The organism is Sphingomonas mollis (assembly GCF_016427505.1).
Taxonomy (GTDB): Bacteria; Pseudomonadota; Alphaproteobacteria; order Sphingomonadales; family Sphingomonadaceae; genus Sphingomonas; species Sphingomonas mollis.
In genome coordinates, this window is sequence record NZ_JAELXS010000005.1 from 129,811 (window position 1) to 153,699 (window position 23,889).

Sequence of the window (23,889 nt, forward strand, 5' to 3'; positions counted from 1 at the left end):
ACCAACGGAACGAGTCCCCATTCACGTACATTGTCGCAACGGCATTGAGTAGTGCGCGAAACTGAGGTGGCAGATGGCGGCACGGGCATATTGGCAGGGACAGATCCGGCTCGCGCTGGTGTCGATCCCCGTCGAAATCTATTCCGCCACCAAGAGCGGCGCCGCGGTCCAGTTCCGCCAGATCCACGAACCGTCGGGCAAGCCGATCTCGTATGAGAAGGTCGTCACCGGCGTCGGCCCGGTCGATGTCGACGAGATCGTGAAGGGCTATGAGGTCTCGAAGGGCGAATATGTCCTGCTGGAGCAGGACGAGATCGACGCGGTGAAGCTGGAATCGAAGAAGACGCTGGAATTGACCCAGTTCGTCGACGCGCACGAGATCGACGTCCTCTATTACGAGAAACCCTATTTCGTCGTCCCCGCCGACGATCTGGCCGAGGAAGCCTTCATCGTCCTGCGCGAGGCGCTTCGTCGGACCAAAAAGGTCGGGCTTGGCCAGCTCGCGATGCGCGGCCGCGAATATATCGTCAGCCTGAAACCCTGCGGGCGCGGACTGGTGATGGAGACGTTGCGCTACGCCGACGAGGTCAACAAGGCGCAGGGGTATTTCCGCGAAATCCCCGACGACAAGCCCGACGCCGAACTGCTCGATCTGGCCGAGGCGCTGATCGACCGCAAGACCTCCGCCTTCGACCCCGCCAGCTTCCACGACCGCTATGTCGATGCGCTGAAGGCGCTGGTGGAGCGCAAGCGCAAGGCGAACGGCAAGAAGATCATCGAAGATAAGGACAAGGGCGACACCGGCGGTTCCAACGTCGTCGACCTGATGGCGGCACTCCGCAAGTCGATGGGCGACAAGGCTGCGAAAAAGGCGCCGGCAAAGAAGGCACCCGCCAAAAAAGCGCCCGTCAAAAAACGTGCATGACCCCCTCCATCCGTCACCCCAGCGAAAGCCGGGGTCTCTCCGCTACAGGGAGATGCAAGCCTCCGCCGGCATGACGGCCAATGGCTGACGCCCCCGCCGACCCCCTCGCCCTATACAACGCCAAACGGAACTTCACGAAGACCGCCGAACCCGCCGGCACGCTCGCCCCCGGCCACGGCAACAGCTTCATGGTCCAGAAGCACGACGCCACCCGCCTGCACTGGGACTTCCGCCTCGAAATCGACGGCGTCCTGAAAAGCTGGGCCGTCACCCGCGGCCCCAGCCTCGACCCCGCCGAAAAACGCCTCGCCGTCCGCACCGAGGATCATCCGCTCAGCTATGCCACGTTCGAGGGCACGATCCCCGCCGGCGAATATGGCGGCGGCACCGTGATGCTCTGGGATCGCGGCACCTGGTCGCCGATCAAGGGGAAGAGCGCGAAGGACCTCGACAAGGGCCATCTCCACTTCGTCCTCGATGGCGAACGGATGAAGGGCGAATGGCTCCTGATCCGCCTGAAGGGCCGCCCCAAGGAAAAGCGCGAGAACTGGCTGCTCCGCAAGATCGACGACGCCGAAGCCGGCGGCACCGACACGCTGGTCGAGGAAGCCCTGACCAGCATCTCGACCGGCCGCACGATGGCCGAAATAGCCGATGGAAAATCCTCCCCGGCAAGGAGTTCGAGGGTGGATCGCCCCCGGCGATCCAAGATTGTGCCGGGGGCACAATCGACCTCGAACTGGGGACCGCGCACGAAGCGCGTGGTGGAGGGGGGCCAGCCAAAAGCGGCGCGCTCCCGAAAAACCACCACGCCCCAATTTCGCGAACCGCAACTCTGCACCCTGGTCGACACCGTCCCCACCGGCACCGCCTGGTTGCACGAGATAAAATACGACGGCTACCGCGCCCTGATCGCCTTCGCCCACGTCAAGGCCAAGGTCCACACCCGCTCCGGTCTCGACTGGACCGACAAGTTCCCCGCCATCGCGAAAGCAGCCGCCACCCTCCCCGGCACCGCGTTGATCGATGGCGAGATCGTGTCGTTCAAGGACGGCAAACCCGATTTCTCCACCCTGAAGAACGCCATCGCCGACAACGGCGCGATGACGATGTTCGCGTTCGACCTGATCGAACAGGACGGCGAGGATCTTGCCGACCTGCCCCTCACCACGCGCAAGGACCGCCTCCGCGCGCTGATCGGCGATGGCACCGACGAACTCCGCTATTCGGAACATGTCGTCGGCTCGGGCGAAAAACTGTTCGACCAGATGTGCGCCGAGGGGATGGAGGGCATCGTCTCCAAACGCGCCGACAGCCCCTATCGCGGCGGCCGCAGCAAGGCGTGGCTGAAGGCGAAATGCATCCAGCGGCAGGAATTCGTGATCGTCGGCTGGCAACCCTCCACCAAGGGTCGCGGCTTCGCCTCGCTGTTGCTCGCCACCCATGACGACGGCGAATGGACCTATCGCGGCAAAGTCGGCACCGGCTTCGACGCCGCCACCCTCGATGAAGTCGGCGCGAAGCTGAAACCTCTTGCCCGCAAGACCGCCACCGTCAAAGCACCCAAAGCCATGGTCCGCGGCGCGCACTGGGTATCGCCCGATCTTGTCGCCGAGGTCGCCTATGCGGAAATCACCCCCGACGGCATCCTCCGCCACGCCAGCTTCGTCGGCCTGCGCACCGACAAGCCCGCGACCGAGGTCGTGACCGAAACACCCGCCGCCCCGCCGGCCGACCCGAAACTCCCGAAAATCTCCAGCGCCGATCGCCTGATCTTCCCCGACTCCGACGTCACCAAGGGCGATCTCGCCGCCTATTACGCCGCTGTCGCGCCCGTCATGCTGCCCTGGGCCGGCGACCGCCCGGTCAGCCTCGTCCGTTGTCCGCAAGGTCGCGCCCGCGCCTGTTTCTTCCAGAAGCACGACGCCGGCAGCTTCGGCGACATGGTCCATCAGGTGCCGATCCGCGAAAAGGACGGCTCCACCGAAAACTATCTCTATGTCGACGACGCCGCCGGCCTCGTCGCCTGCGTGCAGATGGGGTCGATCGAGTTCCACGGCTGGGGTGCCGCCAATGCCGCGCTGGAAAAGCCAGACCGCATGGTCTTCGATCTCGACCCCGACGAGGGCCTCGATTTCGCCGACACCAAAAAGGCCGCCGAGCATCTGAAGGAACAGCTCGCCGAACTCGGCCTCGTCAGCTTTCCTTTATTGTCGGGCGGCAAGGGCGTGCACGTCGTCGTACCGCTGACCCCGCAGGCGGAATGGCCCGCCGTGAAGGACTTCGCCAGCCGCTTCGCCCAGGCGCTGGCGCAGGCCGAACCCGACCGCTTCGTCGCCACCATGGCCAAGGCGAAGCGCAAGGGCCGGATCTTCATCGACTGGCTGCGCAACCAGCGCGGCAGCACCGCGATCATGCCCTATTCCGCCCGCGCCCGCGCCGGTGCCCCCGTCTCGGCCCCGGTATCGTGGACCGAACTGCGCGACACCGACACCGCCGCCCGCTTCACCGTCCGCGACGCAAAGACCCTGATCGACCGCGCCGGCAGCCGCGCGTTGCAGGGATGGGGCATCGCCAACCAGACGCTGCCCGATCTTTAGGGGCATCGTCCCGTCAGAGCACGGACAGCGGCGAGCCGAACGATGACGCTTGCCGACTTTACCGTCGCGCTTATGACGCGTGCCTCATTCGGGGGAAATAATCATGCGATATGCGATGGCGGCCATGGTCGCGCTTTTGATGTCGGCACCCGCCGATGCGGCCACAATTATCCGCGCATTCGAGGTGACGGCCACCAGTTTCCGGAATTTCGACGGCAGTCCTGCGCCCTTCGCTTCGCTCGTCAGCACGTTCCAGTTGACCTACGACGATGTCAACGGCAGTTTTTTTTGGCACGCCGGATCGCTTCCGGGCGATGACCGACGGCAAACCGGATACCGGTCCGTTTTCGGTCACGCCGACATTCGCCTACATGCCGCCATCGGCATTCTCGACGACACCGCGACTGGTGGTCGGTGGCGCCGTCAACGGGATCAATATGCTGGTGAACGGGACGAACGACTTCTTCCTCTCGTTCGATGCCAATCCTGCCGCGGCCGGTTACGCGATGATGAATTTCACGACGATGGCCGACCGGGTAGGATTTGTCGCCACCGACGCCAGGGTCGTCGAAGTGCCGGTGACGACTGCGGTTCCCGAACCATCCGTCTGGACGATGATGATCCTCGGTTTCGCAGCCATCGGTCTGGTGTTGCGGCGGCGATCGCTTTTCTGCCGGTCGGCCATCCACGCCTGATCCTCTTCTAGGCGACGTCAAGCCGGACGGGAAAACTACCGTTTTCGATGGCGGATATACCTGCGTTCTTGGGGATCGACCGGAAACGCCATATCTATGGTGCATGAGGAAAGAATTCGACCTTCCCGACAGCGATCTGGCCGAACGCGCGTCATGGGCGCGGTTGATCGGGGATCATGACCGGATCGCGCGGATGTGCCGCGCGCTCGTTGCGGTGTCGGAGGAGCCGGTGTCCAGCCGCGGCAAGGCATCGGGCATGCTGGCGCGGCTGGCGGTCGTCGTCGCCGACCATCTCGGCGTCGAGCGCGAGGTGGTGGACATGACCGCCGTCGCGATGGCGGCCGATTACACGGCCGACACCGTCATCGACATGCAGGCGACGCTCGACCTGCTGAAACAGGACTGGAAGGCGTTCATCGCCCGCTGGCTGCCGACGATCGAGGCGGATGGCTGGTCGCAATTCGGCCGCGACGCCGCGGCGATGCTGCCCCGACTGTCGCAACAGGTCGAACAGGAGAACCGTCTGCTCTACGACGGCGCCGTCCGGTACGGCATCATCGGGCTGGGCCATAGCGTCGTGCATTGATCCGGCCCCCGATCGCCGAAACAGGTTGCGCCTGAACCCGGTCCTGTGTGACCACGCCCGGCAATCACCGCACCCGACGATCGTAAAAGGACGTGCAAGCGACAGCCATGGCGACGCAGCCCGCTCCCCCTGCCCCCGGCCAGTCGGCGCCGCTGTTCGATGCGCAGGTCCATGCCCGCCGCTGGATCGACGATTATATCGCCCGCGCGCCCCTCCACGATCTGTTGCGCAGCGGCCCCACCGCGCCGTGGCAGGCGATGCTGGAAGAGTTGGCCGCCGTCGCCTCCGACGATCTCGGCCATGCGCGAGAACGGGTTCAGCGGCACGCGACCGATATCGGCACCGGTTTCCGCATCATCGGCGATGGTGAGGAGCGGCCCTGGCCCGTCTCCCCGGTCCCGCTGCTGATCGACGCCGCCGAATGGACCGGTATCGCCGCTGGCGTCGCCCAGCGCGCCGAACTGCTGGAACGGGTCACCGCCGATCTCTACGGCGCCGGCACGCTCGTCGCGAACGGCACGTTGCCCGCCGCGCTCGTCACCGGCAGCCCGCTGTTCCTGCGCCCGATGGTCGGTATCGATCCGCCCGGCGGCCATCATCTGCATTTCATCGGCGTCGATCTCGCTCGTGGCCCCGGCGGCGAGTGGCGGGTGCTGGCCGACCACCTCCGCGCCCCCGCCGGTGCCGGCTATGCGCTCGAAAACCGGCTCGCGGTCGCGCGCACGCTCGGCGGGTTGCAGGCCAAGCTGAACGTCCAGCGCCACGCGCCGTTCTTCGCCGCCTTCCGCGCCGGCATCGCCGCCGCCTGCCGCCGCACCGATCCGCGCATCGGCCTGCTGACCCCCGGCCGCTACAATCCGTCCTACCCTGAACAGGCGCACCTCGCCCGGTATCTCGGCCTGTTGCTGGTCGAGGGCGCGGACCTCGCCGCATTGGAGGGCAAGGTCTATGTCCGCACCATCGCCGGCCTGAAACGCATCGACGCGCTCTGGCGCCGGCTCGATCCGCGCCTGCTCGATCCGCTGGCGTTCGACACCCATTCGCAGATCGGCGTGCCCGGCCTGATCGACGCCTGGGCGGACGGCGAGGTCGTGCTCGCCAACGCCCCCGGCGCCGGCGCGCTGGAGGCCCCCGCCTTCGCCGCGTTCATGCCCACCCTGTCGCGCGCCGTGCTGGGCGAGACGTTGAAGCTGCCCACCATCGCCACGTGGTGGTGCGCGGGCGATGCGCAGCGCGCGCATGTCGAGGCGAACCTCGACACCCTCACCATCGCCCCCGCCTTCGGCCATCTGCCGCTCGGCCTCGCCGACCATGCCTCGCGCGCCGACCTGCTCGCCGATCTCGCCCGCCGGCCGCAGGATTATGTCGGGCAGGAGGAGGTCGCGCTGTCGACCATGCCCGTCGTCGTCGGCGACCGGCTGGAACCGCGCCCCTTCACGCTGCGCGTCTTCGCGGCGCGCGGGGCGGATGGCGAATGGGTGGTCATGCCCGGCGGCTTCGGCCGGATCGGCGAACATCCTCAGGCCACCGCCGTGGCGATCGGCGAGGGACTGTGGTCGGCGGACGTCTGCATCCACGGCTCCGAACCCGTCGCCGCCATCTCGCTGCTGACCGCGCCCGATTCGCTGCACGTCCGCCGCAATCCCGGCACCCTGCCCAGCCGCGTCGCCGACAATTTCTATTGGCTCGGCCGCTATCTGGAACGGGGCGAGGCGCTGCTGGCGGCGATCCGCGTACTGCTCGGCAATTCGATCGACGTCGATGGCGGAGCGGTGCTGTCGCCGGCGACGGTCGGCAAGCTCGTCGGCCTGATCGTCGGCGCCGGCGGCGCGGCGCATCCGCCCGGCCTGTCGCGCGCGGCGCTGACCGCTTTCGCTCGCGCCGCGATGGAGGACGAAGGCTGGCAATCGGTCGCCGCCGTCAACCGCTACGCACGAGAGATCGGCGAGGCATCGCGCGACCGCCTGTCCGCCGATATGGTCCGCCTGCTGGAGGCGCCCTTTCCCACCCAGCGCGGGATGCTGGAACGCGCCGGCACGCTGCAGCGCCGTTACGCCGCCATCGCCGGGCTGTCGGCGGAACACATGGTCCGCAACGATGCATGGCGCTTCCACGATCTCGGCCGCCGGATCGAACGCGCCATGGCCACCGCCCGCGCGCTGCGCCTTTTCGGGATGAAGGACGACACCGTCTCGACCCCCGACGACCTGTCGACGCTGCTCGATCTCGGCGACAGCCAGATCAGCTATCGCCAGCGTTATCCCACCGGCGTCGCCCGCGTGCCCGTCGTCGATCTCGTTGCGCTCGACCCCGGTAACCCGCGCAGCCTCGCCTTTCAGGCCGAGCGCATCGCGGAGCATCTGGCGAAGCTGCCGGTGCTGGGCGACGACGACATGGCCGAATCGCAACAGTCCCACGCCACCGCCCTTGCCGCGATCATCGCGACGGCGACGGCCGCCGACCTGAACCCCGACACGCTCGGCGACGTCGAACGCCGTCTCGGCACCCTGTCGGAAGCCGTCGCCCGCCGTTACTTCCTGCAAGGCGCCGAACCGCTGCGCGCCGTAGGCCTGACGCTTGCGTGAAGCGATCCAGATCCTCCCCGGCACAGGGAGGGGGACCATCGGCAAAGCCGATGGTGGAGGGGGCTCACCGCGAACGCCACGCCTGCAAAAAGGCACCGGCCCGCGACAGCAGGTTCAGCCACCCGCCCGCCTGCGGTCACCCCCCTCCACCACCAGCTACGCTGGCGGTCCCCCTCCCCGTGCCGGGGAGGATTTAGGCATATGATCTACCACATCCGCCACATCACCCGCTTCGACTACGGCAATCAGGTGAAGTTCGCCCGCTGCAACCTGCGGCTCAAACCGATCGACTGGCCGGGCCAGCACCTTGAGGACTATACCCTCACCGTCGAACCCGTCGGTCGCCTCGGCCCCGCCCATGCCGAGGCGGGGCTGGCGAACGTCACGCGACTCGTCGTCGACACCCCCGTCCGCACCCTGTCGATCGAAAGCGCCGCGCGCGTCACCGTCGATCGCCTGATCCCGATCCCCGACGCCAGCGACCCGACGCTGGCGGACATCGCGGCGTGGGCGCGCGCCAGCCACGACCTGTCCGCCGCCGGCCCGGCCAATTACATCTATCCCTCGCCCCTGATCCCGCTCGATCCAGAGATCGGCGACTGGTGCGCGCAGGACCTGACCCCCGACCGCGGCTGTCTGGAGGCCGGGATGGCGCTGGCGCTTCGCATCCAGCGCGATTTCCAGTTCGACGGCACCGCGACCTTCGTCGATACGCCGCCGCGCGACGCCTTTCGCCAGCGGCGCGGGGTGTGTCAGGATTTCGCGCAGATCATGATTACCGGGCTGCGCGCCGCCGGCCTGCCCGCCGCCTATGCCTCGGGCTATATCCGCACCATCCCGCCCCCCGGCCAGCCCCGCCTCGTCGGCGCGGACGCGACCCATGCCTGGGTGTTGCTGTGGTGCGGGCCGGTGCGCGGCTGGGTCGGCATCGATCCGACCAACGGCATCTGGATGGCCGGCGATCACATCGTCATGGCGGTCGGCCGCGACTATGCCGAAATCGCCCCCGTCGATGGCGTCGTGCTGGGGTCGGGCGCGCAACAGATGGACGTCAGCGTCGATGTCGAACCGCTGGAGGGCGGGCTGTCCTACAGCACCGCTCCCTGATATCATCCGATCGCCCCCGGTCCGTCCAGTCGGGGGCGAAGCGTCGGAAAGTCACACTCCACCCCGTCCACGGTGTGACTTTCCGTTGTCGAAGGCCGGTTACCCCCCGGTCACCGCATTGGGATTGCCCGTCTTGTCGTCGTTCTCGCCACCCGGCCCGGAATAATCCATCTCGGTCTGGCCGCCATGTTTCAAGAAGCCCTCGTTCTTCTCCTTCTTGCCGGTCTGCGGGTTGGGATAGGCACCCCCGCCGCTCTCGCCGCCCGCACCCTTGGCCGGCGCGTCCTCGATCCCGTCGGGGCGGGTGCCGGGGCTGTCCTGCCCACTGGCCTGCATCGGTTGCTTGTCGGTCATGTTGGCTTCTCCTCGGTCGTTCAACGCACCAGCAACCAACCGCGTTGCGCCGGGCGCACGACTGCCCCACATAGGCCGGTAACACACATAGGACCCGTGAATGGCCGATCCCTACAAGACCCTCGGTGTCGCCCGCACCGCTACCGAGGCCGACATCAAGAAGGCATATCGCAAGCTCGCCAAAGAGCTTCATCCCGACCGCAACAAGGATAATCCCAAGGCGTCGGAGCGGTTCAGCCAGGTCACCAACGCCTATGACCTCCTGTCCGACAAGGACAAGCGCGCCCGCTTCGATCGCGGCGAGATCGACGGCGACGGCAATCCCGCCTCGCCCTTCGGCGGCGGCTTCGGCGGCGGAGCGACCGGTCGTCCCGGTTACGGCCCGCCGCCGGGTGGCGGTTTCCGCAGCCAGGGGTTCGACTTTCCTGGCGGTGGCGACACCGGCGACATGAGCGATATCTTCGAGGGACTGTTCGGCGGCGGCACCCGTGCCGCCGGCGGCGGTTTCCAGGGCGGCTTCGGCCGCCGCCAGCCGCCGCCCAAGGGTGCCGACATCCAGTACAAGCTGCAGGTCTCGTTCACCGACGCGGCGACCCTCGCCCCCCAGCGGGTGACGCTGGGCGACGGCAAGGCGATCGAGGTGAAGCTGCCCGCCGGTCTCCAGTCCGGCACCCAGATGCGCCTGTCGGGCAAGGGCGAACCCGGTGCCGGCGGCGCCGGTGACGCCATCGTCACGATCGAGGTCCAGCCGCATCGCTTCTTCGAACGCGACGGTGACGATGTCCGCCTCGACCTGCCCATTGCGCTGGGCGAGGCGGTGCTGGGCGCCAAGGTGAAGGCACCGACGGTCGAGAATGCCGTCATGCTCACGATTCCCGCCGGCACCTCGTCGGGCCGCACGCTCCGGTTGAAGGGCAAGGGTTTCCACAAAAAGGGCGGCGGTCGCGGCGATCAGCTGGTGACGTTGCTGGTCAACGTCCCCGCCGACGATGCGGCCCTGCGCGAGTTCGTGGAGGGCTGGCCTGGCCGCGACGGGGGGAACCCGCGCGCCTCCATGGGCGTCTAAAGCCCCCGTGGACGATAATGATGATCTCACCCCGGAATCGCGCGCGCATCACCGCGCCCGCGCCAAATTCGATCGCCAGCTGGCGAAGGTCAGACCCGGCAGCTATGCGTTCGAAGTACTGAAGCGGGCCGCGCTGGGTGTGTTCAACGACGGTTTCACCCATGCCGGCAACCTCGCCTATCTGGCGTTGATGACGCTCTTCCCGTTCTTCATCACCGCCGCGGCGGTGCTGTCGCTGCTGGGCCAGAGCGAGGAGACGGTGCGGGCGGTGGACGGTTTCCTGCACGTCCTGCCGCCCGACGTCGCCAGCCTGCTCCAGAAACCGATTTCGGACGTGCTGGCGGCGCGGACCGGCAATCTGTTGTGGCTTGGCGGTCTGGTCGGCCTCTGGACGGTCAGTGGCTTCGTCGAGACGATCCGCGACATCTTCCACCGCGCCTATGGCCTGAAGGCGACCGCCGCCTTCTGGAAATCGCGCCTGTCGTCGTCGGGCGTCATCATCCTGTCGGTCATCGTCGCGCTGTTCGCCTTCGTGGCGCAAGGCGTGCTGACCGCCGCCGAACAGTTCGTCTATCGCCTGCTGCCCTTCGCCCAGGATTGGGTCGGCCTGATCGGCCTGTCGCGGTTCATTCCCGGCCTCATCATGTTCGGCGCGCTGTACATGCTGTTCTATTCGGTCACCCCGTCCAAGTACCGCTATACCGACAGCCGCAAATGGCCGGGTGCCGCCTTCACGACGGTCTGGTGGGTCAGCATGACCGCGCTGTTGCCCATCGTGCTGGGCCAATTGGGCGGGTATGACCTGACCTATGGCAGCCTGGCAGGCGTGATCGTGATGCTGTTGTTCTTCTACATCATCGGCTTGGGACTGGTTTTTGGCGCTCATCTGAACGCAGCACTGGCGGAACCGCCCGAACCGGCGCTAAACGACACCGCGATGACAACGGCAGAGGCACAGGCGGCGTGAACGGATTGATGGCAGGCAAGCGGGGACTCATCATGGGTCTCGCAAACGACAAGTCGCTGGCCTGGGGCATTGCGAAGTACCTGTCAGAGGCCGGGGCGGAACTCGCCTTCTCCTATCAGGGAGCGGCGATGGAAAAGCGCGTGCGGCCACTGGCGGAGCAACTGGGTGTCGCCCGCCTGTTCGATTGCGACGTCGCCGACATGGCCGCGCTGGACGCCACCTTTGCCGCAATCGCCGAGGAATGGCCGACGATCGATTTCGTCGTTCACGCCATCGGCTTTTCGGACAAGTCGCAGCTGCGCGGTCGCTATTACGACACCACGCTCGACAATTTCCTGATGACGATGAACATCTCCGCCTACAGCCTTGTCGCCGTCGCCCAGCGCGCGCGCAAGCTGATGCCGGAGGGTGGTTCGATCCTGACGCTGACCTATTATGGCGCCGAAAAGGTCATCCCGCATTACAACGTGATGGGCGTCGCCAAGGCCGCGCTGGAAACCAGCGTGAAGTATCTCGCGGTCGATCTGGGGCCGGAGAACATTCGCATCAATGCGATCTCCGCCGGTCCGATCCAGACGCTGGCGGCACGCGGCATCGGCGATTTCAACTACATCCTGAAGTGGAACGAGCTGAACAGCCCGCTCCGCCGCACCGTGACGATCGAGGATGTCGGCGGCGCCGGCCTGTACCTGCTGTCCGATCTGGCCAGCGGCGTGACCGGCGAGATCCACCACGTCGATGCCGGTTACAACGTGATCGGCATGAAGGCCGAGGACGCACCCGACATCGCGCTGGCCTGATGCTTGCCATCCGCCCCGCCGCGCCCGGCGATGTCGCCGCGATCGACGACCTGTTGCTTGCCAGCTTCCCGGCGCCAGCCGAAGCACGCCTGATCGGCGACCTGTGTGCCGAGGGTGATATGGTCCTGCTGCTCGTGGCGGCGGAAGAAGGCAGCGGGCAGATCGCCGGCGTCGCAGCATTCAGCCGGATGGACGTGTCGGTGGCGGATCGATCCGTCCCCTCGGTCGCCCTGGCGCCGGTCGCTGTCGCCGGCGATCATCGGCGACAGGGTGTGGCGGAGGCATTGGTCACCGCCGGGATGGAGCGGCTGGAGGCGGAGGGCGTCGTGTTATGCTTCGTGCTCGGTGATCCCGCCTTCTATACCCGGTTCGGGTTCGATCCGCTGTGCGCAAAGGGTTTCGCGTCGCCCTATGCCGGCGATTATCTGATGGCGACGGCGTTGCAGGGCGGTTTGATGCCCTGCGGCGTGCGCGGCGAGGCGCGACATGCCGCCGCCTTCGCCCGGTTGGGACAATCCGCATGAGCTGGAACAGCTTCGGCCGCGTGCTGCGTTTCACGACCTGGGGCGAAAGCCATGGCCCGGCGATCGGTGCGGTCGTCGATGGCTGCCCGCCGGGAATCGCCCTGACCGAGGCCGATATCCAGCCATGGCTCGACAAGCGCCGCCCCGGCACCTCGCGCTTCACCACGCAGCGGCGCGAGCCGGACGAGGTCCGCATCCTGTCCGGCGTGTTCGACGGCTGCACCACCGGCACGCCGATCAGTCTGATGATCGAGAATGTCGACCAGCGGTCGAAGGATTATTCCGAGGTCGCCAAGGCATATCGCCCCGGCCACGCCGATTACGCCTATGACGCCAAATACGGCTTCCGCGACCATCGCGGCGGCGGCCGGTCCTCCGCCCGCGAAACCGCCAGTCGCGTGGCGGCCGGGGCGGTCGCCCGTCTCGTCATCCCGCAGGTTCGGGTCCGCGCGTGGGTAGAGGCGATCGGCGGCGACACCATCGACCCAGCCCGCTTCGATGCTGGCGAGATCGACCGCAATCCCTTTTTCTGCCCCGATCCCGAAGCCGCCCGCCGCTGGGAGGCGTTGGTCGATGAAGCGCGCAAGGCCGGTTCGTCGCTCGGCGCGGTCATTGCCTGCGAAGCGACCGGCGTCCCTGCCGGCTGGGGCGCGCCGCTCTATGCCAAGCTGGATGCCGAACTCGCCGCCGCCTGCATGGGCATCAACGCGGTGAAGGGCGTGGAGATCGGCGACGGTTTCGCGGCCGCCAGCCTGTCCGGCGAACAGAATGCCGACCCGATGCGCCCCGGCGCCGACGGCCCCGAATTTCTCGCCAATCACGCCGGTGGCATCGCCGGTGGGATTGCGACGGGACAGCCCATCCGCCTGCGCGTCGCGTTCAAACCGACCAGCTCGATTTTGACGCCGGTCGAGACCATCACCCGCGAGGGTGACGCGACCGAGATCATGACCAAGGGTCGTCACGACCCCTGTGTCGGCATCCGCGGCGTTCCCGTCGTCGAAGCGATGGTCGCGCTCGTCCTGGCGGATCAGGCGTTACTTCACCGTGCCCAATGCGGCTGACCATACGGAACGTCTGCCGGTAGCAAGTCGTTCTACCTCTGACAAAAATTAGGAGAGAACATCATGCGTATCACCCTCCCCCTTGCCGCGATCATGCTGGCCGTCCCGGCGATCGCCACCGCCCAGACCGGATCGACCACCACCGGATCGACCGCCACCGGATCGGCGGGCAGCACCGTCGGCAGCATGCCCGGCCAGACGACCGGTACCCTCAGCACCGGCACGTCCGGAACCCTCGGCACCAATCCGATGGGTACCGGTACAATGGGTACGGGAACGACGGCGACCGGTACGACGGGCGTCGGCACCACGCCCGGTACGCAAGGCCAGACCACCCGCTCGACCCGCACTCGTCGTGGTAGCACGACGCAGACGCCCGGCGGTGTCGGCGCGACCGTCAATGGCGGTGCCACGGTCAACACGCCGGGAGCGGCCGGTAACTATGGTGGGACCACCACGGGATCGACGACGCCGGGCAGCACGACGACGACCGGAACCTCGACCACCGTCACCACCCCCGGCCCACGTTAAATAATGGCAGGCGACCGGGGCTTCATGCCCCGGTCGCCTCGGCCAACACCTCCGCCAGTAAATCCTTCCGGCTCAACTTGCCGATCATCGTCTTTGGCATGCTGGACCGAACGATGACCCGATCGACCCTCTCGTGGCGCCCCAGTTGCGGATTGAGCCAGCCGCACAGCGCCTCTTCCGTCACCACCGCGTCGTCGTTCAGCGTTACGAATGCCCGTGGTCGCTCGCCGCGATAGGCGTCCGGCATGCCGATCACCAACGCCTCTTTCACCGCCGGGTGATGATAAAGCACCGCCTCGATCTGGCTGGGAAAGACCTTGAAGCCACTGACGGCGATCATATCCTTCAACCGGTCGACGATCGTCACGAACCCCTCGGCATCGATCACGCCGACATCGCCGGTCCGCAGCCATCGGTCGCCCGCTGCATCGACGACGAACACCGCTTCATCGGCATCCGGCCGGTTCCAGTACCCCTTCATGATCTGCGGCCCACGCACGACGATCTCACCGGGCTCGCCCGGCGCGGCAGACCGGGTGGGGTCTTCCTTGTCCACCAGTCGCAGGTCCGTGCCGGGAACCGGTTGTCCGATCGTGCCGTCCTTGCCCCCCGTTTCATACGGGTTGCACGACACGACCCCGGAACTCTCCGACAGTCCATATCCTTCGACCAGCGCCGCCCCCGTCACCGCCCGGAACCGCGCCTTCAGTTCGGCCGCGAGCGGCGCGCCGCCTGAAATGCAGAGTCGGAGCGACGAGAAATCCGTCGTGGCGGTTTTGGGATGATCCAATAGCGCCTGATACATCGTCGGTACGCCCGGCAGCGACGTCGCCTGCGTCCGCTGAAGCGCGGCCAGCACCTGCCCGGCATCGAATCGTGGCAGCAACACGATCTCGCCGCCGGTCACGATCGTCCGGTTCAGCACGCATGTATTGGCGAAGACGTGGAACAGCGGCAGCACGCCGAGGATGCGGTCGGTGATCTGCCCCCGCTCGGGATCGAGACCCGCAACCTGCACCGCATTGGCCGCCAGATTGCGGTGGGTCAGCATCGCCCCCTTGGGCGTGCCGGTGGTGCCGCCCGTGTACTGGATCAGCGCGACGTCGCGATCGGGATCGATCGACGGCGTGGCGCACGTCCCCTTGTTGGCGATCAATCGCGAGAAGGCGGTGACGCGCGGGTCGTTCGGGGTCTTCGCAACCTCGCGCCGACGCCACAATCGATAGATCAGCGACTTGGCCGGCGGCAGCGCCCCCGCCACCGACCCGACCACCAGCCGTTCCAGCGCGCTTCGTTCCAGCACCGCTATAGCTGTTGGCAACAAGGCGGTCGCCGACAGCGTGAACAACAACCGCGTCCCCGAATCGGCCACCTGATCGGCCAGCTCCGCCACCGTATAGAGCGGCGAGAAATTGACGACCGTCGCGCCCAGTTTCAGGATGCCGTAATAGGCGGCCAGATAATGCGGCACGTTCGGCAGGAACAATCCGATCCGGTCGCCGGGGCCATACCCCATCGCCGCCAGCCCGCACGCTACCCGGTTCGCGCCGTCATGCGTCTCGGCATAGCTGTAACGCCGGCCGAGAAAATCGATCAGCGGCGCCGATCCGTGCCGCGCCGCCGCGTCGTTGAACAGATCGACCATCGACCGTTCATCGGGCACGTCGCCCCATGGCACGGGGTGGCGATAATGGGTTGCCCAGGGTCGTTCGTCGCTCATTTACATCAGTGTAAGCAAGCTTGTGCGAGCGTCAATCCGGGCCGATCACGCCGCGACCGGAGAGGTCGTCGCATCGCGGGCCCGGTCGCGTCCCGCCGCCTTTGCCGCGTACAAGGCCCGATCGGCATCGCGATACAGCGCCTTCCAATCCGCCTCGCGCAGCAACGGCCCGGTGCAGGTGCCGATGCTGCACGTCACCGTCAGGTCGAACGGCATGCGGGCATGCCGTAACGCATGGAGGATCGCCGGTCCGTCGATTCCCGGCCCGGCCCCGGCCCCGGCCCCGGCATCGGCATCCCCGACGACGGCGAATTCCTCGCCACCGATCCGCGCGACCAGTGCCCCCGCCGGCACGGCCGCCGACAGTGCCCGCGCGAACGAGCGCAGCACCTCGTCACCGCCATCGTGCCCGATGGTTTCGTTGATGTGCTTGAAATGGTCCAGATCGGCGATCAGCAGCGTCTGTGCCCCCGGACGTCCGATCGCCTGCCGCAGGAAGGCACGGCGATTGAACAATCCGGTCAGCGGGTCGACATCCGCCAATTCGCGCGCCACCACTTCCTGCTCGCGCGCCTGATCGCGTTCCCGACTGAGCAGCCTGATGCGATAGGCGATGCCCAGACTCGACAACACAGCCTCCAGCGCCATCGCCAGGATCGTCGAATGATCTGTCCAGATATGCCAGCGGACCAGTCCGAACGACGACGCTATGCGGAAGCATCCCATGACGATCGGTACGCCCCAGGCGATCGCGAACAGCCACAGATAATTGCTCCGCCGCCGCCACGCCTGTACCAGAATAGCCAACACGACGATCGCCAGCAGCAGGAAGCTGATCGTCACGGCATTATCCAGCGCGTTGATATGCCATGGCGCCAGCAAGGCGAAGATCGCCGTCGAGCCGACGAGCGCCACCATCACCAGGTCGGTCGCCCATGCGAGCCAGCCGGCGAACACCCGCCTTTCGAAAAAGAACCGGGCGAACAGCAGGACGGACGCGCCCGATGTCCCGAGGAAAAATCCGGCCAGACGCAATCGCAGTTCGTTGTCGATTCCCGGCCACCACAGCCCGATCGCACCCGACGACATGATCGAATAACAGATCAGCGACAGCAGCATCAGGCAATAGACGGGCTGGAACCCCTGCCGCAACGCCGCCCATAGCGCGAGGTTATAGACGATGAGCGCCACCGCCATGCCGGCGAAACTGGCATAGAAGATCGCGAAGAGCAGCTCGGTCCGATCGCCCTCCGGCCGATCGACGAGGGTGGGCTCCACCAGAACACCGCGCATGTTGCCGGCGCCGCGAATATGCCAGAGCAGGCGGACGGGCGGCGCCGCCCGCTCTGCCAGCGGCATCCGGATCATACCGCCCGGCCGCAGAAACTGCCCGGTCGTCCGGCTGGTGAAGCTGGACCGCTCGATCGCTCCGTCCGCGTACAGGGTGTAGAGCGTGGTCCGTTCCCGCCACATGCCGGCGAAACGGACGGAGAACGGCGGATGATCGGCCGTCAGGTCAGGCAATGGCTGGGACAACAGCCAGAAATCGCCTCGACCAAAATGTTTTTGGGGCGTGACGCAATCGAACCGGCCGGGATCGACGAACAGCGCCTGCGGCGTCATGCCCGGCGCGGCGCGGATCATACACACGGAGAGCGATGTGCTGGCGGTGGCGGGACCGGCGGTTACGGCACAGGCGAGCAGCGTCAGCCACCCCCAGAATACCAGCCGCGTTACCCGTCCCATCATGGGTTCCCGTTGTACCAACGGTTCTCTTGATGGAAGGTCAACGCGGCAGAAATAAGGGCGGGAAGCCATGACCGGCTTCCCGCCCTACCATTATTTGGCCTCGACTGCTTCGGTCTTGCCGCCCTTCTTGCGCGGCTTCTTCGGCGCGGCGGGCTCGATCGCGAAGGACAATTGCCCGTCCTTCATCCGCACCGTGACCTCGCCACCATGGACCAGCTTGCCGAACAACAGTTCCTCGGCGAGCGGCTGTTTGATCTTCTCCTGGATCAGGCGACCCATCGGACGGGCGCCGTACAGCTTGTCGTAACCCTTTTCGGTCAGCCACGCCTTGGCCGCGTCGTCGAGATTGATGTGGACATTACGATCCGCCAGCTGAAGTTCCAGCTGGAGGATGAACTTGTCCACCACCCGCGCGACGACATCGGTCGGCAGATAGCCGAACGGCACCACCGCATCGAGCCGGTTGCGAAACTCCGGCGTGAACATCTTCTGGACCGCCTGCTCGTCCTCACCCTCGCGGGTCAGGTTGCCGAAACCGAGCGTCTCGCGCGCCATGTCGGCGGCGCCGGCATTGGTCGTCATGATCAGGATCGTGTTGCGGAAATCGACCGACTTGCCGTGCTGATCGGTCAGGCGACCGTTATCCATCACCTGCAACAGGATGTTGAACAGATCCGGATGCGCCTTTTCGATCTCGTCGAGCAGCAGCACGCAATGCGGGTTCTGGTCGACCGCATCGGTCAATAGACCGCCCTGATCGAACCCGACATAGCCCGGCGGCGCCCCGATCAACCGGCTGACCGAGTGCCGCTCCATATATTCGGACATGTCGAACCGCTGGAGCGGAATGCCCAGGATCGTCGCCAACTGCTTGGCGACCTCGGTCTTGCCGACGCCGGTGGGACCGGTGAACAGATAATTGCCGATCGGCTTTTCCGGATCGCGCAATCCTGCCCGGCTCAGCTTGATCGCCGAGGACAGTTTCTCGATCGCCGAATTCTGGCCGAACACCACCCGCTTCAGGTCGGTTTCGAGCGACTCCAGCGCCTTCTTGTCGTCGGTCGATACGCTCTTCGGCGGGATGCGCGCCATCGTCGCGATGACCTGCTCGATCTCGCGCGAGGTGATCGTCTTCTTGCGCTTGGCGACCGGCACCAGCATCTGCATCGCGCCGACCTCATCGATCACGTCGATCGCCTTGTCCGGCAGCTTGCGGTCGTTGATATAGCGCGCCGATAGCTCGACCGCCGATTTGATCGCATCGGGGGTGTATTTCACCTTGTGGTGATCCTCGAACGCCGAGCGCAGGCCGGCAAGGATCTTGATCGTATCCTCGATCGTCGGCTCGTTCACGTCGATCTTCTGGAACCGGCGCAGCAGCGCGCGATCCTTTTCGAAGTGATTACGGAATTCCTTGTACGTCGTCGAGCCGATGCAGCGGATCGATCCGCCCGACAGCGCCGGCTTCAGCAGGTTCGACGCATCCATCGCTCCGCCGCTCGTCGCGCCCGCGCCGATCACCGTGTGGATCTCGTCGATGAACAGCACCGCGTGGGGCAGCTTCTCAAGCTCGTTGACGACCGCCTTCAGCCGCTCCTCGAAATCGCCGCGATAGCGGGTGCCGGCCAGCAATGCGCCCATGTCGAGCGAATAGATGACCGCCTCCAGCAACACGTCCGGCACGTCGCCCTCGACGATCTTGCGCGCCAGACCTTCCGCGATCGCCGTTTTGCCGACACCGGGATCGCCCACGTACAGCGGGTTGTTCTTCGACCGGCGGCACAGGATCTGGATCGTGCGATCGACCTCCGGCCCACGCCCGATCAGCGGATCAACCTTGCCGATCTTCGCCTTCTCGTTGAGATCGACGGTGAATTGCTTGAGCGCGCTTTCCGTCTTGCCCTTCTCCTGTCCCTTGGCCGGCTTTTCCTCCTCCGCGCCCTTCGGCGTCGGAGTCTCGGCGGTGGCACCACCCTTGCCGACACCATGGCTGATAAAGCTGACGGCATCGAGTCGGCTCATATCCTGCTGTTGCAGGAAATAGACGGCATAGCTTTCGCGCTCGCTGAACAGGGCCACGAGCACGTTGGCACCCGTCACCTCGTCGCGACCCGACGACTGTACATGCAGGATCGCGCGCTGCACGACGCGCTGGAACCCGCTGGTCGGCGACGGATCGGTGGCCGCATCGACCTTCAGCGCGTCGAGTTCGGTGTCGAGATAATGCGCGACCGTGGTCTTCAGTTCGCCGAGATCGACATGGCACGCGGTCATCACCTTCGACGCATGCTCGTCATCGATCAGCGCGAGCAGCAGGTGTTCCAGCGTCGCATATTCGTGCCGGCGGGACGAGGCAGCCTCGAGCGCCTTGTGCAGCGTGGTCTCGAGCGCGGGAGCGAAAGAGGGCATTTACGATACTCCAGTCGGACCCGAAGCCGGGTCCTTTCGATCTATGTCGGAACGCCCTGCCCCCGCATCAAGCACCCCCGCCCGGATCGGCCGTTCGGGAGCGCCCCGGGTCACTGGCGAAACAGCGCATCGGCATGGGCGCGGTGATCGACGGCGCGCTCCCGGTGGCGCCGGCTGCGGGCGATCTCGCCCTCTAGCGCGGCGATCCGCGCATCCAGTTCGGTGACGGACAGCGGATCGAGGTCCTGCCTGACCAACCGGGTCAGCGGATCGCTCGGCGTCGACGTGGCATCGTCCAGCTCCATGCGACAGAGCGTTGACCGGCGGCGGGGCGATGTCAATAACGGCGGCGACACCGTGATGAGGCTGACCGATGGATGCGATCCCCCCGACGATGAAGGCGATCGACCCGGCGGAGCCCGGCGGGCCGGAGGTATTGCAGGTCGTCGACCGGCCCGTCCCCCATCCCGGCGAGGGCGAAGTGCTGGTCCGCATCGCCGCGATCGGCGTCAACCGGCCCGAGGTGATGCAGCGCGAGGGCAAATATCCCCCGCCCCCCGGCGCGTCGTCGATCCTGGGTATGGAGTTCGCCGGCACGATCGTCGCGGTCGGCGACGGCGTGATGGCCGAGGTGATCGGCCAGCCGGTCTGCGCGCTGGTATCGGGGGGTGCCTATGCCGAATATGCCGTCGCGCCCTATGGCCAGTGCCTGCCGGTGCCGGAAAGCCTGTCGATGGTCGAGGCGGCGGCGATGCCGGAAACGCTGTTCACCGTGTGGACCAACCTGTTCGAACGGGCCTATGCGGTCGAGGGTGATACCGTGCTGGTTCATGGCGGCACGTCCGGCATCGGCACGATGGCGATCGGACTCGGCAAGCTGTTCGGCCTGACGACGATCGTCACCGCGGGCAGCGACGACAAATGCGAAGCCGCCCGGCGCCTCGGCGCCGATCACGCGATCAATTACCGCAGCGAGGATTTCGTCGAGCGGGTCCGCGCGATCACAGACGGTCGCGGCGTGCAGGTGGTGCTCGACATGGTCGGCGGCGATTATGTGCCGCGCAACATCCAGTGCCTGGCCGACGATGGCCGCCACGTCTCGATCGCGGTGCAGCGCGGGGCTTCCGCGACGATCCCGTTGTTCGAGATCATGAAGCGGCGCCTGACCCTGACCGGATCGACGCTCAGGGCGCGCAGCGTCGCGTTCAAGTCGCTGGTCGCCGACGAGATCGCGCGCAGCGTCTGGCCGGCGGTAGAAGCAGGTCGCCTGAAACCGGCGATCGACCGCACCTTCCCCTTCGCCGATGTCGCGGACGCGCATCGGCGGATGGAGGCGGGCGACCATGTCGGCAAGATCGTGCTGACCCTGCCCTGACGATCACCCGCTCACGGAATCAGTTGCTGTCGGAGTCGTCGTCGCCACCGGTGGTCGCGACCAGCACGATCGCGGCCAGACCGGCGAGGATGCCGATATTGATGAGTGTCGCGGTGCCGCCCGCGGCGATCTTGCTGCCACGCACGGTCGGCGAAGCGGCGCGTGCCTTGGCCACCGACAGCGATGCCGCCGGACTGGCGGGTGCTGCGATCGCCGGCGTCGCGGCGAGGGTGAAGGCGGCGGCGGTTGCGACCAGGCCCTTGAAGATGTTCGTCATGATGATCCCCTTTTGCTTGTCATGCAGGCGCCACGGTTCGTGTCCGCCGCACGCATGTCAACGCCCGACCTGAGGCACGAAGGTTGCAGAACCGTGACGGTGATGGCTTTGTCGGCGGGGCGTGGCTCTGGTGTCACAATCCTCGTTTTGCCCGACTCCTTGCCCCGAGAGGCCATTCGCACTAAGTCGGAACCATACGAGGCCGCTCCGGGAAGGGGCGGCCCTTTCTGTTTTTACGGAGTTCCCCCCGTGGCCCAGCCGCTCATGCCCCACGCGACCGCTTCCTGGCTGGTCGACAACACCTCGCTCTCGTTCGAGCAGATCGCGGAATTCTGCGGCCTTCACATCCTGGAAGTGCAGGCGATCGCCGACGATACCGCCGCGACCAAGCTGACCGGCCGCGATCCGGTGCGCGCGCATGAGGTGACGCAGGACGAGATCGACAAGGGTCAGGCCGATCCCGACTACAAGTTGAAGATGACCAAGGGTCCGGAACAGGTCCGCCGTACCAAGGGTCCGCGCTATACTCCGGTGTCCAAGCGTCAGGACAAGCCGGATGGCATCGCCTGGATCATCCGCAATCATCCCGAGATTTCGGACGGCGCGATCGGCAATCTGATCGGCACCACCCGCACGACGATCGCCGCGATCCGCGACCGCAGCCATTGGAACATCGCCAACATCACCCCCAAGGACCCGGTCACGCTGGGCCTGACCTCGCAGCGGGAACTGGATGCCGCCGTCGGCAAGGCGTCGAAGGCAACCGGCGACGAGCCGCAGCCGACCGACACCCGTCTGGAAGGCGATCGCGAGGCGCTGATCGCGCAGTTGCAGGCCGAACGCGTGAACGCGTCGCGCGACACCGACTCGGCGCTGCACGGCGGCGATGCCGCATCGCAGGCCCGCGCGCTGTTCGACGACCCGTTCAAACGCTGATCCACCAGGCGCCTGCGGGCGTGGTTGCGTCCTCTCGCGTTGGGTTTAAGCTGCCGCCCAACGAACGAGAGGAATGCGACCGATGTGCGACGAACTGACCGCGCAGGATAATCAACGAACCGGCGCGACTCGGCGCGAATTCGGCATCGGTATGAGCGTGGCGAGTCTCGCGATGCTGTTGCCCAGCCCCGCCGACGCACTGACCGTCACCGGGCGCGACGTGACGGTCGCCACCGCCGACGGCACTGCCGATGCTTATTACATCGCCCCCGCCAGCGGCCGTCATCCGGCGGTGCTGATGTGGCCCGACATCATGGGCCTGCGCCCCGCGTTCCAGCAGATGGCGCGGCGGCTTGCCGAGTCGGGTTATGCCGTGCTGGTCGTGAACCAGTTCTACCGATCGACCAAAGCGCCTTTCGTGAAGCCCGGCGAATCGTTCGACCAGCCGGCGGTGCGTGAACGGATCACGCCGTGGCGCGCGACGTTGACGCCCGCGGCCACCACCAGCGACGCCGCCGCCTTCGTCGCGTGGCTCGACAAGCAGCCGCAGGTCGATACGCGGCGCGGGATGGCGGTGACGGGATATTGCATGGGCGGCCCGATGATGATGCGCACCGCCGCCACGCATCCCGCCCGCGTCCGGGCGGGGGCGTCGTTCCACGGCGCGGGACTGGTCGGCGATGCCGCCGATGCGCCGGACAAGCTGATCCCCCGCATGAAGGGCGGCTATCTGATCGCGATCGCCACCAACGACGACCAGCGCGCGCCGGGCGACAAGGACGTGCTGCGCGCCGCCTTCGCTGCGGCTAAATTGCCGGCGGAGATCGAGGTGTATGAGGGCGCGATGCACGGTTGGTGCCCGCCCGACAGCAAGGCATATAACCAGCCCCAGGCCGAACGCGCCTGGACCCGTCAACTCGCCCTGTTCACCCGGCAACTAGGAAAGGCATGATCGATGGCGCTTACCTTCTATACCAATCCGCAATCGCGCGGCCGGATCGCCCGGTGGATGCTGGAAGAGGTCGGCGTGCCGTACGAGACGGTCGTGCTGGACTATCAAGGCAGCATGAAGGGCGATGACTATCGCGCGATCAACCCGATGATGAAGGTTCCCGCCATCGTCCACGACGGCCAGGTCGTGACCGAGGGCGCGGCGATCTGCGCCTATCTGGCCGACGCCTTTCCCGATGCCGGTCTGGCCCCGACACCGGCAGAGCGGGCGGACTATTACCGCTGGCTGTTCTTCGCGGCGGGGCCGCTGGAGGCTGCGGTCACCGACCGGTCGATGAAGGTCGAACCCACCGCCGAGCAACAGCGCATGGCTGGATATGGCAATTTCGACCTGACCGCATCGGTGCTGGAGCAGGCGGTCGGCCGTCATCCCTATATCGCCGGCGACCGCTTCACGGCGGCGGACGTGTATGTCGGCTCCGGCGTGTCGTGGTACACGCAGTTCGGGCTGATCCCAAAGACGCCGGTGATGGCCGCCTATCTGGAACGCATCCTGTCGCGCCCGGCCTATAAGCGGGCGGGCGAACTGGACGACGCGGCGGCGGCCGGGGTCGGACAGTCAGGCTAAGGTCAGGCCGCCCGCAACGTACCATGACCGGAACAATCCG

At 66.5% G+C, this 23,889-nt stretch carries 23 protein-coding genes; 16 read left to right on the plus strand and 7 right to left on the minus strand.

Annotated elements, in window-relative coordinates:
- Positions 1-73 precede the first annotated feature (73 nt).
- Positions 74-925, plus strand: coding sequence for a non-homologous end joining protein Ku (gene ku / locus JAO74_RS10285; protein WP_199037606.1), 852 nt, complete (start codon positions 74-76; stop codon positions 923-925).
- A gap of 80 nt (positions 926-1,005) precedes the next feature.
- On the plus strand, positions 1,006-3,525 hold the full coding sequence (ligD, locus tag JAO74_RS10290) for a DNA ligase D (protein WP_199037608.1): 2,520 nt from the start codon (positions 1,006-1,008) through the stop codon (positions 3,523-3,525).
- 84 nt (positions 3,526-3,609) lie between these two features.
- On the opposite strand, the gene JAO74_RS10295 is transcribed toward ligD, so the two are convergent.
- Entirely contained in the window at positions 3,610-3,774 is a 165-nt protein-coding gene (locus JAO74_RS10295) for a hypothetical protein (RefSeq protein WP_199037611.1), read from the minus strand.
- A 65-nt stretch (positions 3,775-3,839) separates the two neighbouring features.
- Here JAO74_RS10295 and JAO74_RS10300 point away from each other — a divergent pair, with 65 nt between their 5' ends.
- From JAO74_RS10300 to JAO74_RS10315, 4 genes are all read left to right on the plus strand, one after another.
- Positions 3,840-4,220 (plus strand): PEPxxWA-CTERM sorting domain-containing protein, encoded by a 381-nt coding sequence (locus JAO74_RS10300; RefSeq protein ID WP_199037613.1) that lies wholly within the window; start codon positions 3,840-3,842, stop codon positions 4,218-4,220.
- A gap of 103 nt (positions 4,221-4,323) precedes the next feature.
- Positions 4,324-4,806 (plus strand): hemerythrin domain-containing protein, encoded by a 483-nt coding sequence (locus tag JAO74_RS10305; protein WP_199037616.1) that lies wholly within the window; start codon positions 4,324-4,326, stop codon positions 4,804-4,806.
- 107 nt (positions 4,807-4,913) lie between these two features.
- Entirely contained in the window at positions 4,914-7,391 is a 2,478-nt protein-coding gene (locus JAO74_RS10310; protein WP_199037618.1) for a circularly permuted type 2 ATP-grasp protein, read from the plus strand.
- A gap of 201 nt (positions 7,392-7,592) precedes the next feature.
- Positions 7,593-8,498 (plus strand): transglutaminase family protein, encoded by a 906-nt coding sequence (locus JAO74_RS10315; RefSeq protein ID WP_199037619.1) that lies wholly within the window; start codon positions 7,593-7,595, stop codon positions 8,496-8,498.
- Positions 8,499-8,597: 99 nt separating this feature from the next.
- Here the strand turns inward: JAO74_RS10315 and JAO74_RS10320 are convergent, their stop codons facing one another.
- Positions 8,598-8,852, minus strand: coding sequence for a hypothetical protein (locus JAO74_RS10320; protein ID WP_199037621.1), 255 nt, complete (start codon positions 8,850-8,852; stop codon positions 8,598-8,600).
- 100 nt (positions 8,853-8,952) lie between these two features.
- Here JAO74_RS10320 and JAO74_RS10325 point away from each other — a divergent pair, with 100 nt between their 5' ends.
- The 6 genes from JAO74_RS10325 (at position 8,953) to JAO74_RS10350 (ending at position 13,804) form a co-directional block, all read left to right on the plus strand.
- Positions 8,953-9,918 (plus strand): DnaJ C-terminal domain-containing protein, encoded by a 966-nt coding sequence (locus JAO74_RS10325; RefSeq protein ID WP_199037623.1) that lies wholly within the window; start codon positions 8,953-8,955, stop codon positions 9,916-9,918.
- A gap of 7 nt (positions 9,919-9,925) precedes the next feature.
- Entirely contained in the window at positions 9,926-10,885 is a 960-nt protein-coding gene (locus JAO74_RS10330; protein WP_332908779.1) for a YihY/virulence factor BrkB family protein, read from the plus strand.
- A gap of 8 nt (positions 10,886-10,893) precedes the next feature.
- Positions 10,894-11,685: an enoyl-ACP reductase FabI gene (gene fabI / locus JAO74_RS10335; protein ID WP_199037953.1), complete on the plus strand. Its 792-nt coding sequence runs from the start codon at positions 10,894-10,896 to the stop codon at positions 11,683-11,685.
- Complete coding sequence (locus JAO74_RS10340; protein ID WP_199037627.1) at positions 11,685-12,209, plus strand: GNAT family N-acetyltransferase; 525 nt, start codon at positions 11,685-11,687, stop codon at positions 12,207-12,209. The genes fabI and JAO74_RS10340 overlap by 1 nt, the downstream gene beginning before the upstream one ends.
- The gene (gene aroC / locus JAO74_RS10345; RefSeq protein ID WP_199037629.1) at positions 12,206-13,273 is read left to right on the plus strand and encodes a chorismate synthase; all 1,068 of its coding nucleotides are present in this window, start codon (positions 12,206-12,208) and stop codon (positions 13,271-13,273) included. Before JAO74_RS10340 ends, aroC begins: the two co-directional genes overlap by 4 nt.
- Positions 13,274-13,336: 63 nt before the next feature.
- Positions 13,337-13,804, plus strand: a complete 468-nt coding sequence (locus tag JAO74_RS10350) for a hypothetical protein (RefSeq protein ID WP_199037631.1) — start codon at positions 13,337-13,339, stop codon at positions 13,802-13,804.
- Between the two features lie 22 nt (positions 13,805-13,826).
- On the opposite strand, the gene JAO74_RS10355 is transcribed toward JAO74_RS10350, so the two are convergent.
- From JAO74_RS10355 to JAO74_RS10370, 4 genes are all read right to left on the minus strand, one after another.
- A complete protein-coding gene (locus tag JAO74_RS10355) occupies positions 13,827-15,524 on the minus strand; it encodes a long-chain-fatty-acid--CoA ligase (RefSeq protein ID WP_199037633.1) in 1,698 nt (565 codons plus the stop codon).
- A 45-nt stretch (positions 15,525-15,569) separates the two neighbouring features.
- Positions 15,570-17,273: a sensor domain-containing diguanylate cyclase gene (locus tag JAO74_RS10360; protein WP_199037635.1), complete on the minus strand. Its 1,704-nt coding sequence runs from the start codon at positions 17,271-17,273 to the stop codon at positions 15,570-15,572.
- Positions 17,274-17,363: 90 nt separating this feature from the next.
- Positions 17,364-19,682, minus strand: a complete 2,319-nt coding sequence (clpA, locus tag JAO74_RS10365) for an ATP-dependent Clp protease ATP-binding subunit ClpA (RefSeq protein ID WP_199037637.1) — start codon at positions 19,680-19,682, stop codon at positions 17,364-17,366.
- 110 nt (positions 19,683-19,792) lie between these two features.
- Positions 19,793-19,987: a DUF1192 domain-containing protein gene (locus JAO74_RS10370; protein WP_199037639.1), complete on the minus strand. Its 195-nt coding sequence runs from the start codon at positions 19,985-19,987 to the stop codon at positions 19,793-19,795.
- Positions 19,988-20,055: 68 nt separating this feature from the next.
- Here JAO74_RS10370 and JAO74_RS10375 point away from each other — a divergent pair, with 68 nt between their 5' ends.
- Complete coding sequence (locus JAO74_RS10375; protein ID WP_199037641.1) at positions 20,056-21,057, plus strand: NAD(P)H-quinone oxidoreductase; 1,002 nt, start codon at positions 20,056-20,058, stop codon at positions 21,055-21,057.
- Between the two features lie 19 nt (positions 21,058-21,076).
- Here JAO74_RS10375 and JAO74_RS10380 read toward each other — a convergent pair whose 3' ends face one another.
- Positions 21,077-21,334, minus strand: a complete 258-nt coding sequence (locus JAO74_RS10380) for a hypothetical protein (RefSeq protein WP_199037643.1) — start codon at positions 21,332-21,334, stop codon at positions 21,077-21,079.
- Positions 21,335-21,583: 249 nt separating this feature from the next.
- On the opposite strand from JAO74_RS10380, the gene JAO74_RS10385 reads away from it, so the two are divergent.
- The 3 genes from JAO74_RS10385 (at position 21,584) to JAO74_RS10395 (ending at position 23,849) form a co-directional block, all read left to right on the plus strand.
- Positions 21,584-22,270, plus strand: a complete 687-nt coding sequence (locus tag JAO74_RS10385) for a DUF1013 domain-containing protein (RefSeq protein ID WP_199037645.1) — start codon at positions 21,584-21,586, stop codon at positions 22,268-22,270.
- Between the two features lie 82 nt (positions 22,271-22,352).
- Positions 22,353-23,222, plus strand: a complete 870-nt coding sequence (locus JAO74_RS10390) for a dienelactone hydrolase family protein (protein WP_199037647.1) — start codon at positions 22,353-22,355, stop codon at positions 23,220-23,222.
- Positions 23,223-23,225: 3 nt separating this feature from the next.
- Positions 23,226-23,849 (plus strand): glutathione S-transferase family protein, encoded by a 624-nt coding sequence (locus JAO74_RS10395; RefSeq protein ID WP_199037649.1) that lies wholly within the window; start codon positions 23,226-23,228, stop codon positions 23,847-23,849.
- The last annotated feature ends 40 nt before the right edge of the window (positions 23,850-23,889 follow it).

Excerpts from the sequence above, each read along its gene's own strand:
- ku (WP_199037606.1), top strand. The coding sequence starts at position 74 with ATGGCGGCACGGGCATATTGGCAGGGACAGATCCGGCTCGCGCTGGTG.
- ligD (WP_199037608.1), top strand. The coding sequence starts at position 1,006 with ATGGCTGACGCCCCCGCCGACCCCCTCGCCCTATACAACGCCAAACGG.
- JAO74_RS10300 (WP_199037613.1), top strand. The coding sequence starts at position 3,840 with ATGACCGACGGCAAACCGGATACCGGTCCGTTTTCGGTCACGCCGACA.
- JAO74_RS10305 (WP_199037616.1), top strand. The coding sequence starts at position 4,324 with ATGAGGAAAGAATTCGACCTTCCCGACAGCGATCTGGCCGAACGCGCG.
- JAO74_RS10310 (WP_199037618.1), top strand. The coding sequence starts at position 4,914 with ATGGCGACGCAGCCCGCTCCCCCTGCCCCCGGCCAGTCGGCGCCGCTG.
- JAO74_RS10315 (WP_199037619.1), top strand. The coding sequence starts at position 7,593 with ATGATCTACCACATCCGCCACATCACCCGCTTCGACTACGGCAATCAG.
- JAO74_RS10320 (WP_199037621.1), bottom strand. The coding sequence starts at position 8,852 with ATGACCGACAAGCAACCGATGCAGGCCAGTGGGCAGGACAGCCCCGGC.
- JAO74_RS10325 (WP_199037623.1), top strand. The coding sequence starts at position 8,953 with ATGGCCGATCCCTACAAGACCCTCGGTGTCGCCCGCACCGCTACCGAG.
- fabI (WP_199037953.1), top strand. The coding sequence starts at position 10,894 with ATGGCAGGCAAGCGGGGACTCATCATGGGTCTCGCAAACGACAAGTCG.
- JAO74_RS10340 (WP_199037627.1), top strand. The coding sequence starts at position 11,685 with ATGCTTGCCATCCGCCCCGCCGCGCCCGGCGATGTCGCCGCGATCGAC.
- aroC (WP_199037629.1), top strand. The coding sequence starts at position 12,206 with ATGAGCTGGAACAGCTTCGGCCGCGTGCTGCGTTTCACGACCTGGGGC.
- JAO74_RS10350 (WP_199037631.1), top strand. The coding sequence starts at position 13,337 with ATGCGTATCACCCTCCCCCTTGCCGCGATCATGCTGGCCGTCCCGGCG.
- JAO74_RS10355 (WP_199037633.1), bottom strand. The coding sequence starts at position 15,524 with ATGAGCGACGAACGACCCTGGGCAACCCATTATCGCCACCCCGTGCCA.
- JAO74_RS10360 (WP_199037635.1), bottom strand. The coding sequence starts at position 17,273 with ATGATGGGACGGGTAACGCGGCTGGTATTCTGGGGGTGGCTGACGCTG.
- clpA (WP_199037637.1), bottom strand. The coding sequence starts at position 19,682 with ATGCCCTCTTTCGCTCCCGCGCTCGAGACCACGCTGCACAAGGCGCTC.
- JAO74_RS10370 (WP_199037639.1), bottom strand. The coding sequence starts at position 19,987 with ATGGAGCTGGACGATGCCACGTCGACGCCGAGCGATCCGCTGACCCGG.
- JAO74_RS10375 (WP_199037641.1), top strand. The coding sequence starts at position 20,056 with ATGGATGCGATCCCCCCGACGATGAAGGCGATCGACCCGGCGGAGCCC.
- JAO74_RS10380 (WP_199037643.1), bottom strand. The coding sequence starts at position 21,334 with ATGACGAACATCTTCAAGGGCCTGGTCGCAACCGCCGCCGCCTTCACC.
- JAO74_RS10390 (WP_199037647.1), top strand. The coding sequence starts at position 22,353 with ATGTGCGACGAACTGACCGCGCAGGATAATCAACGAACCGGCGCGACT.
- JAO74_RS10395 (WP_199037649.1), top strand. The coding sequence starts at position 23,226 with ATGGCGCTTACCTTCTATACCAATCCGCAATCGCGCGGCCGGATCGCC.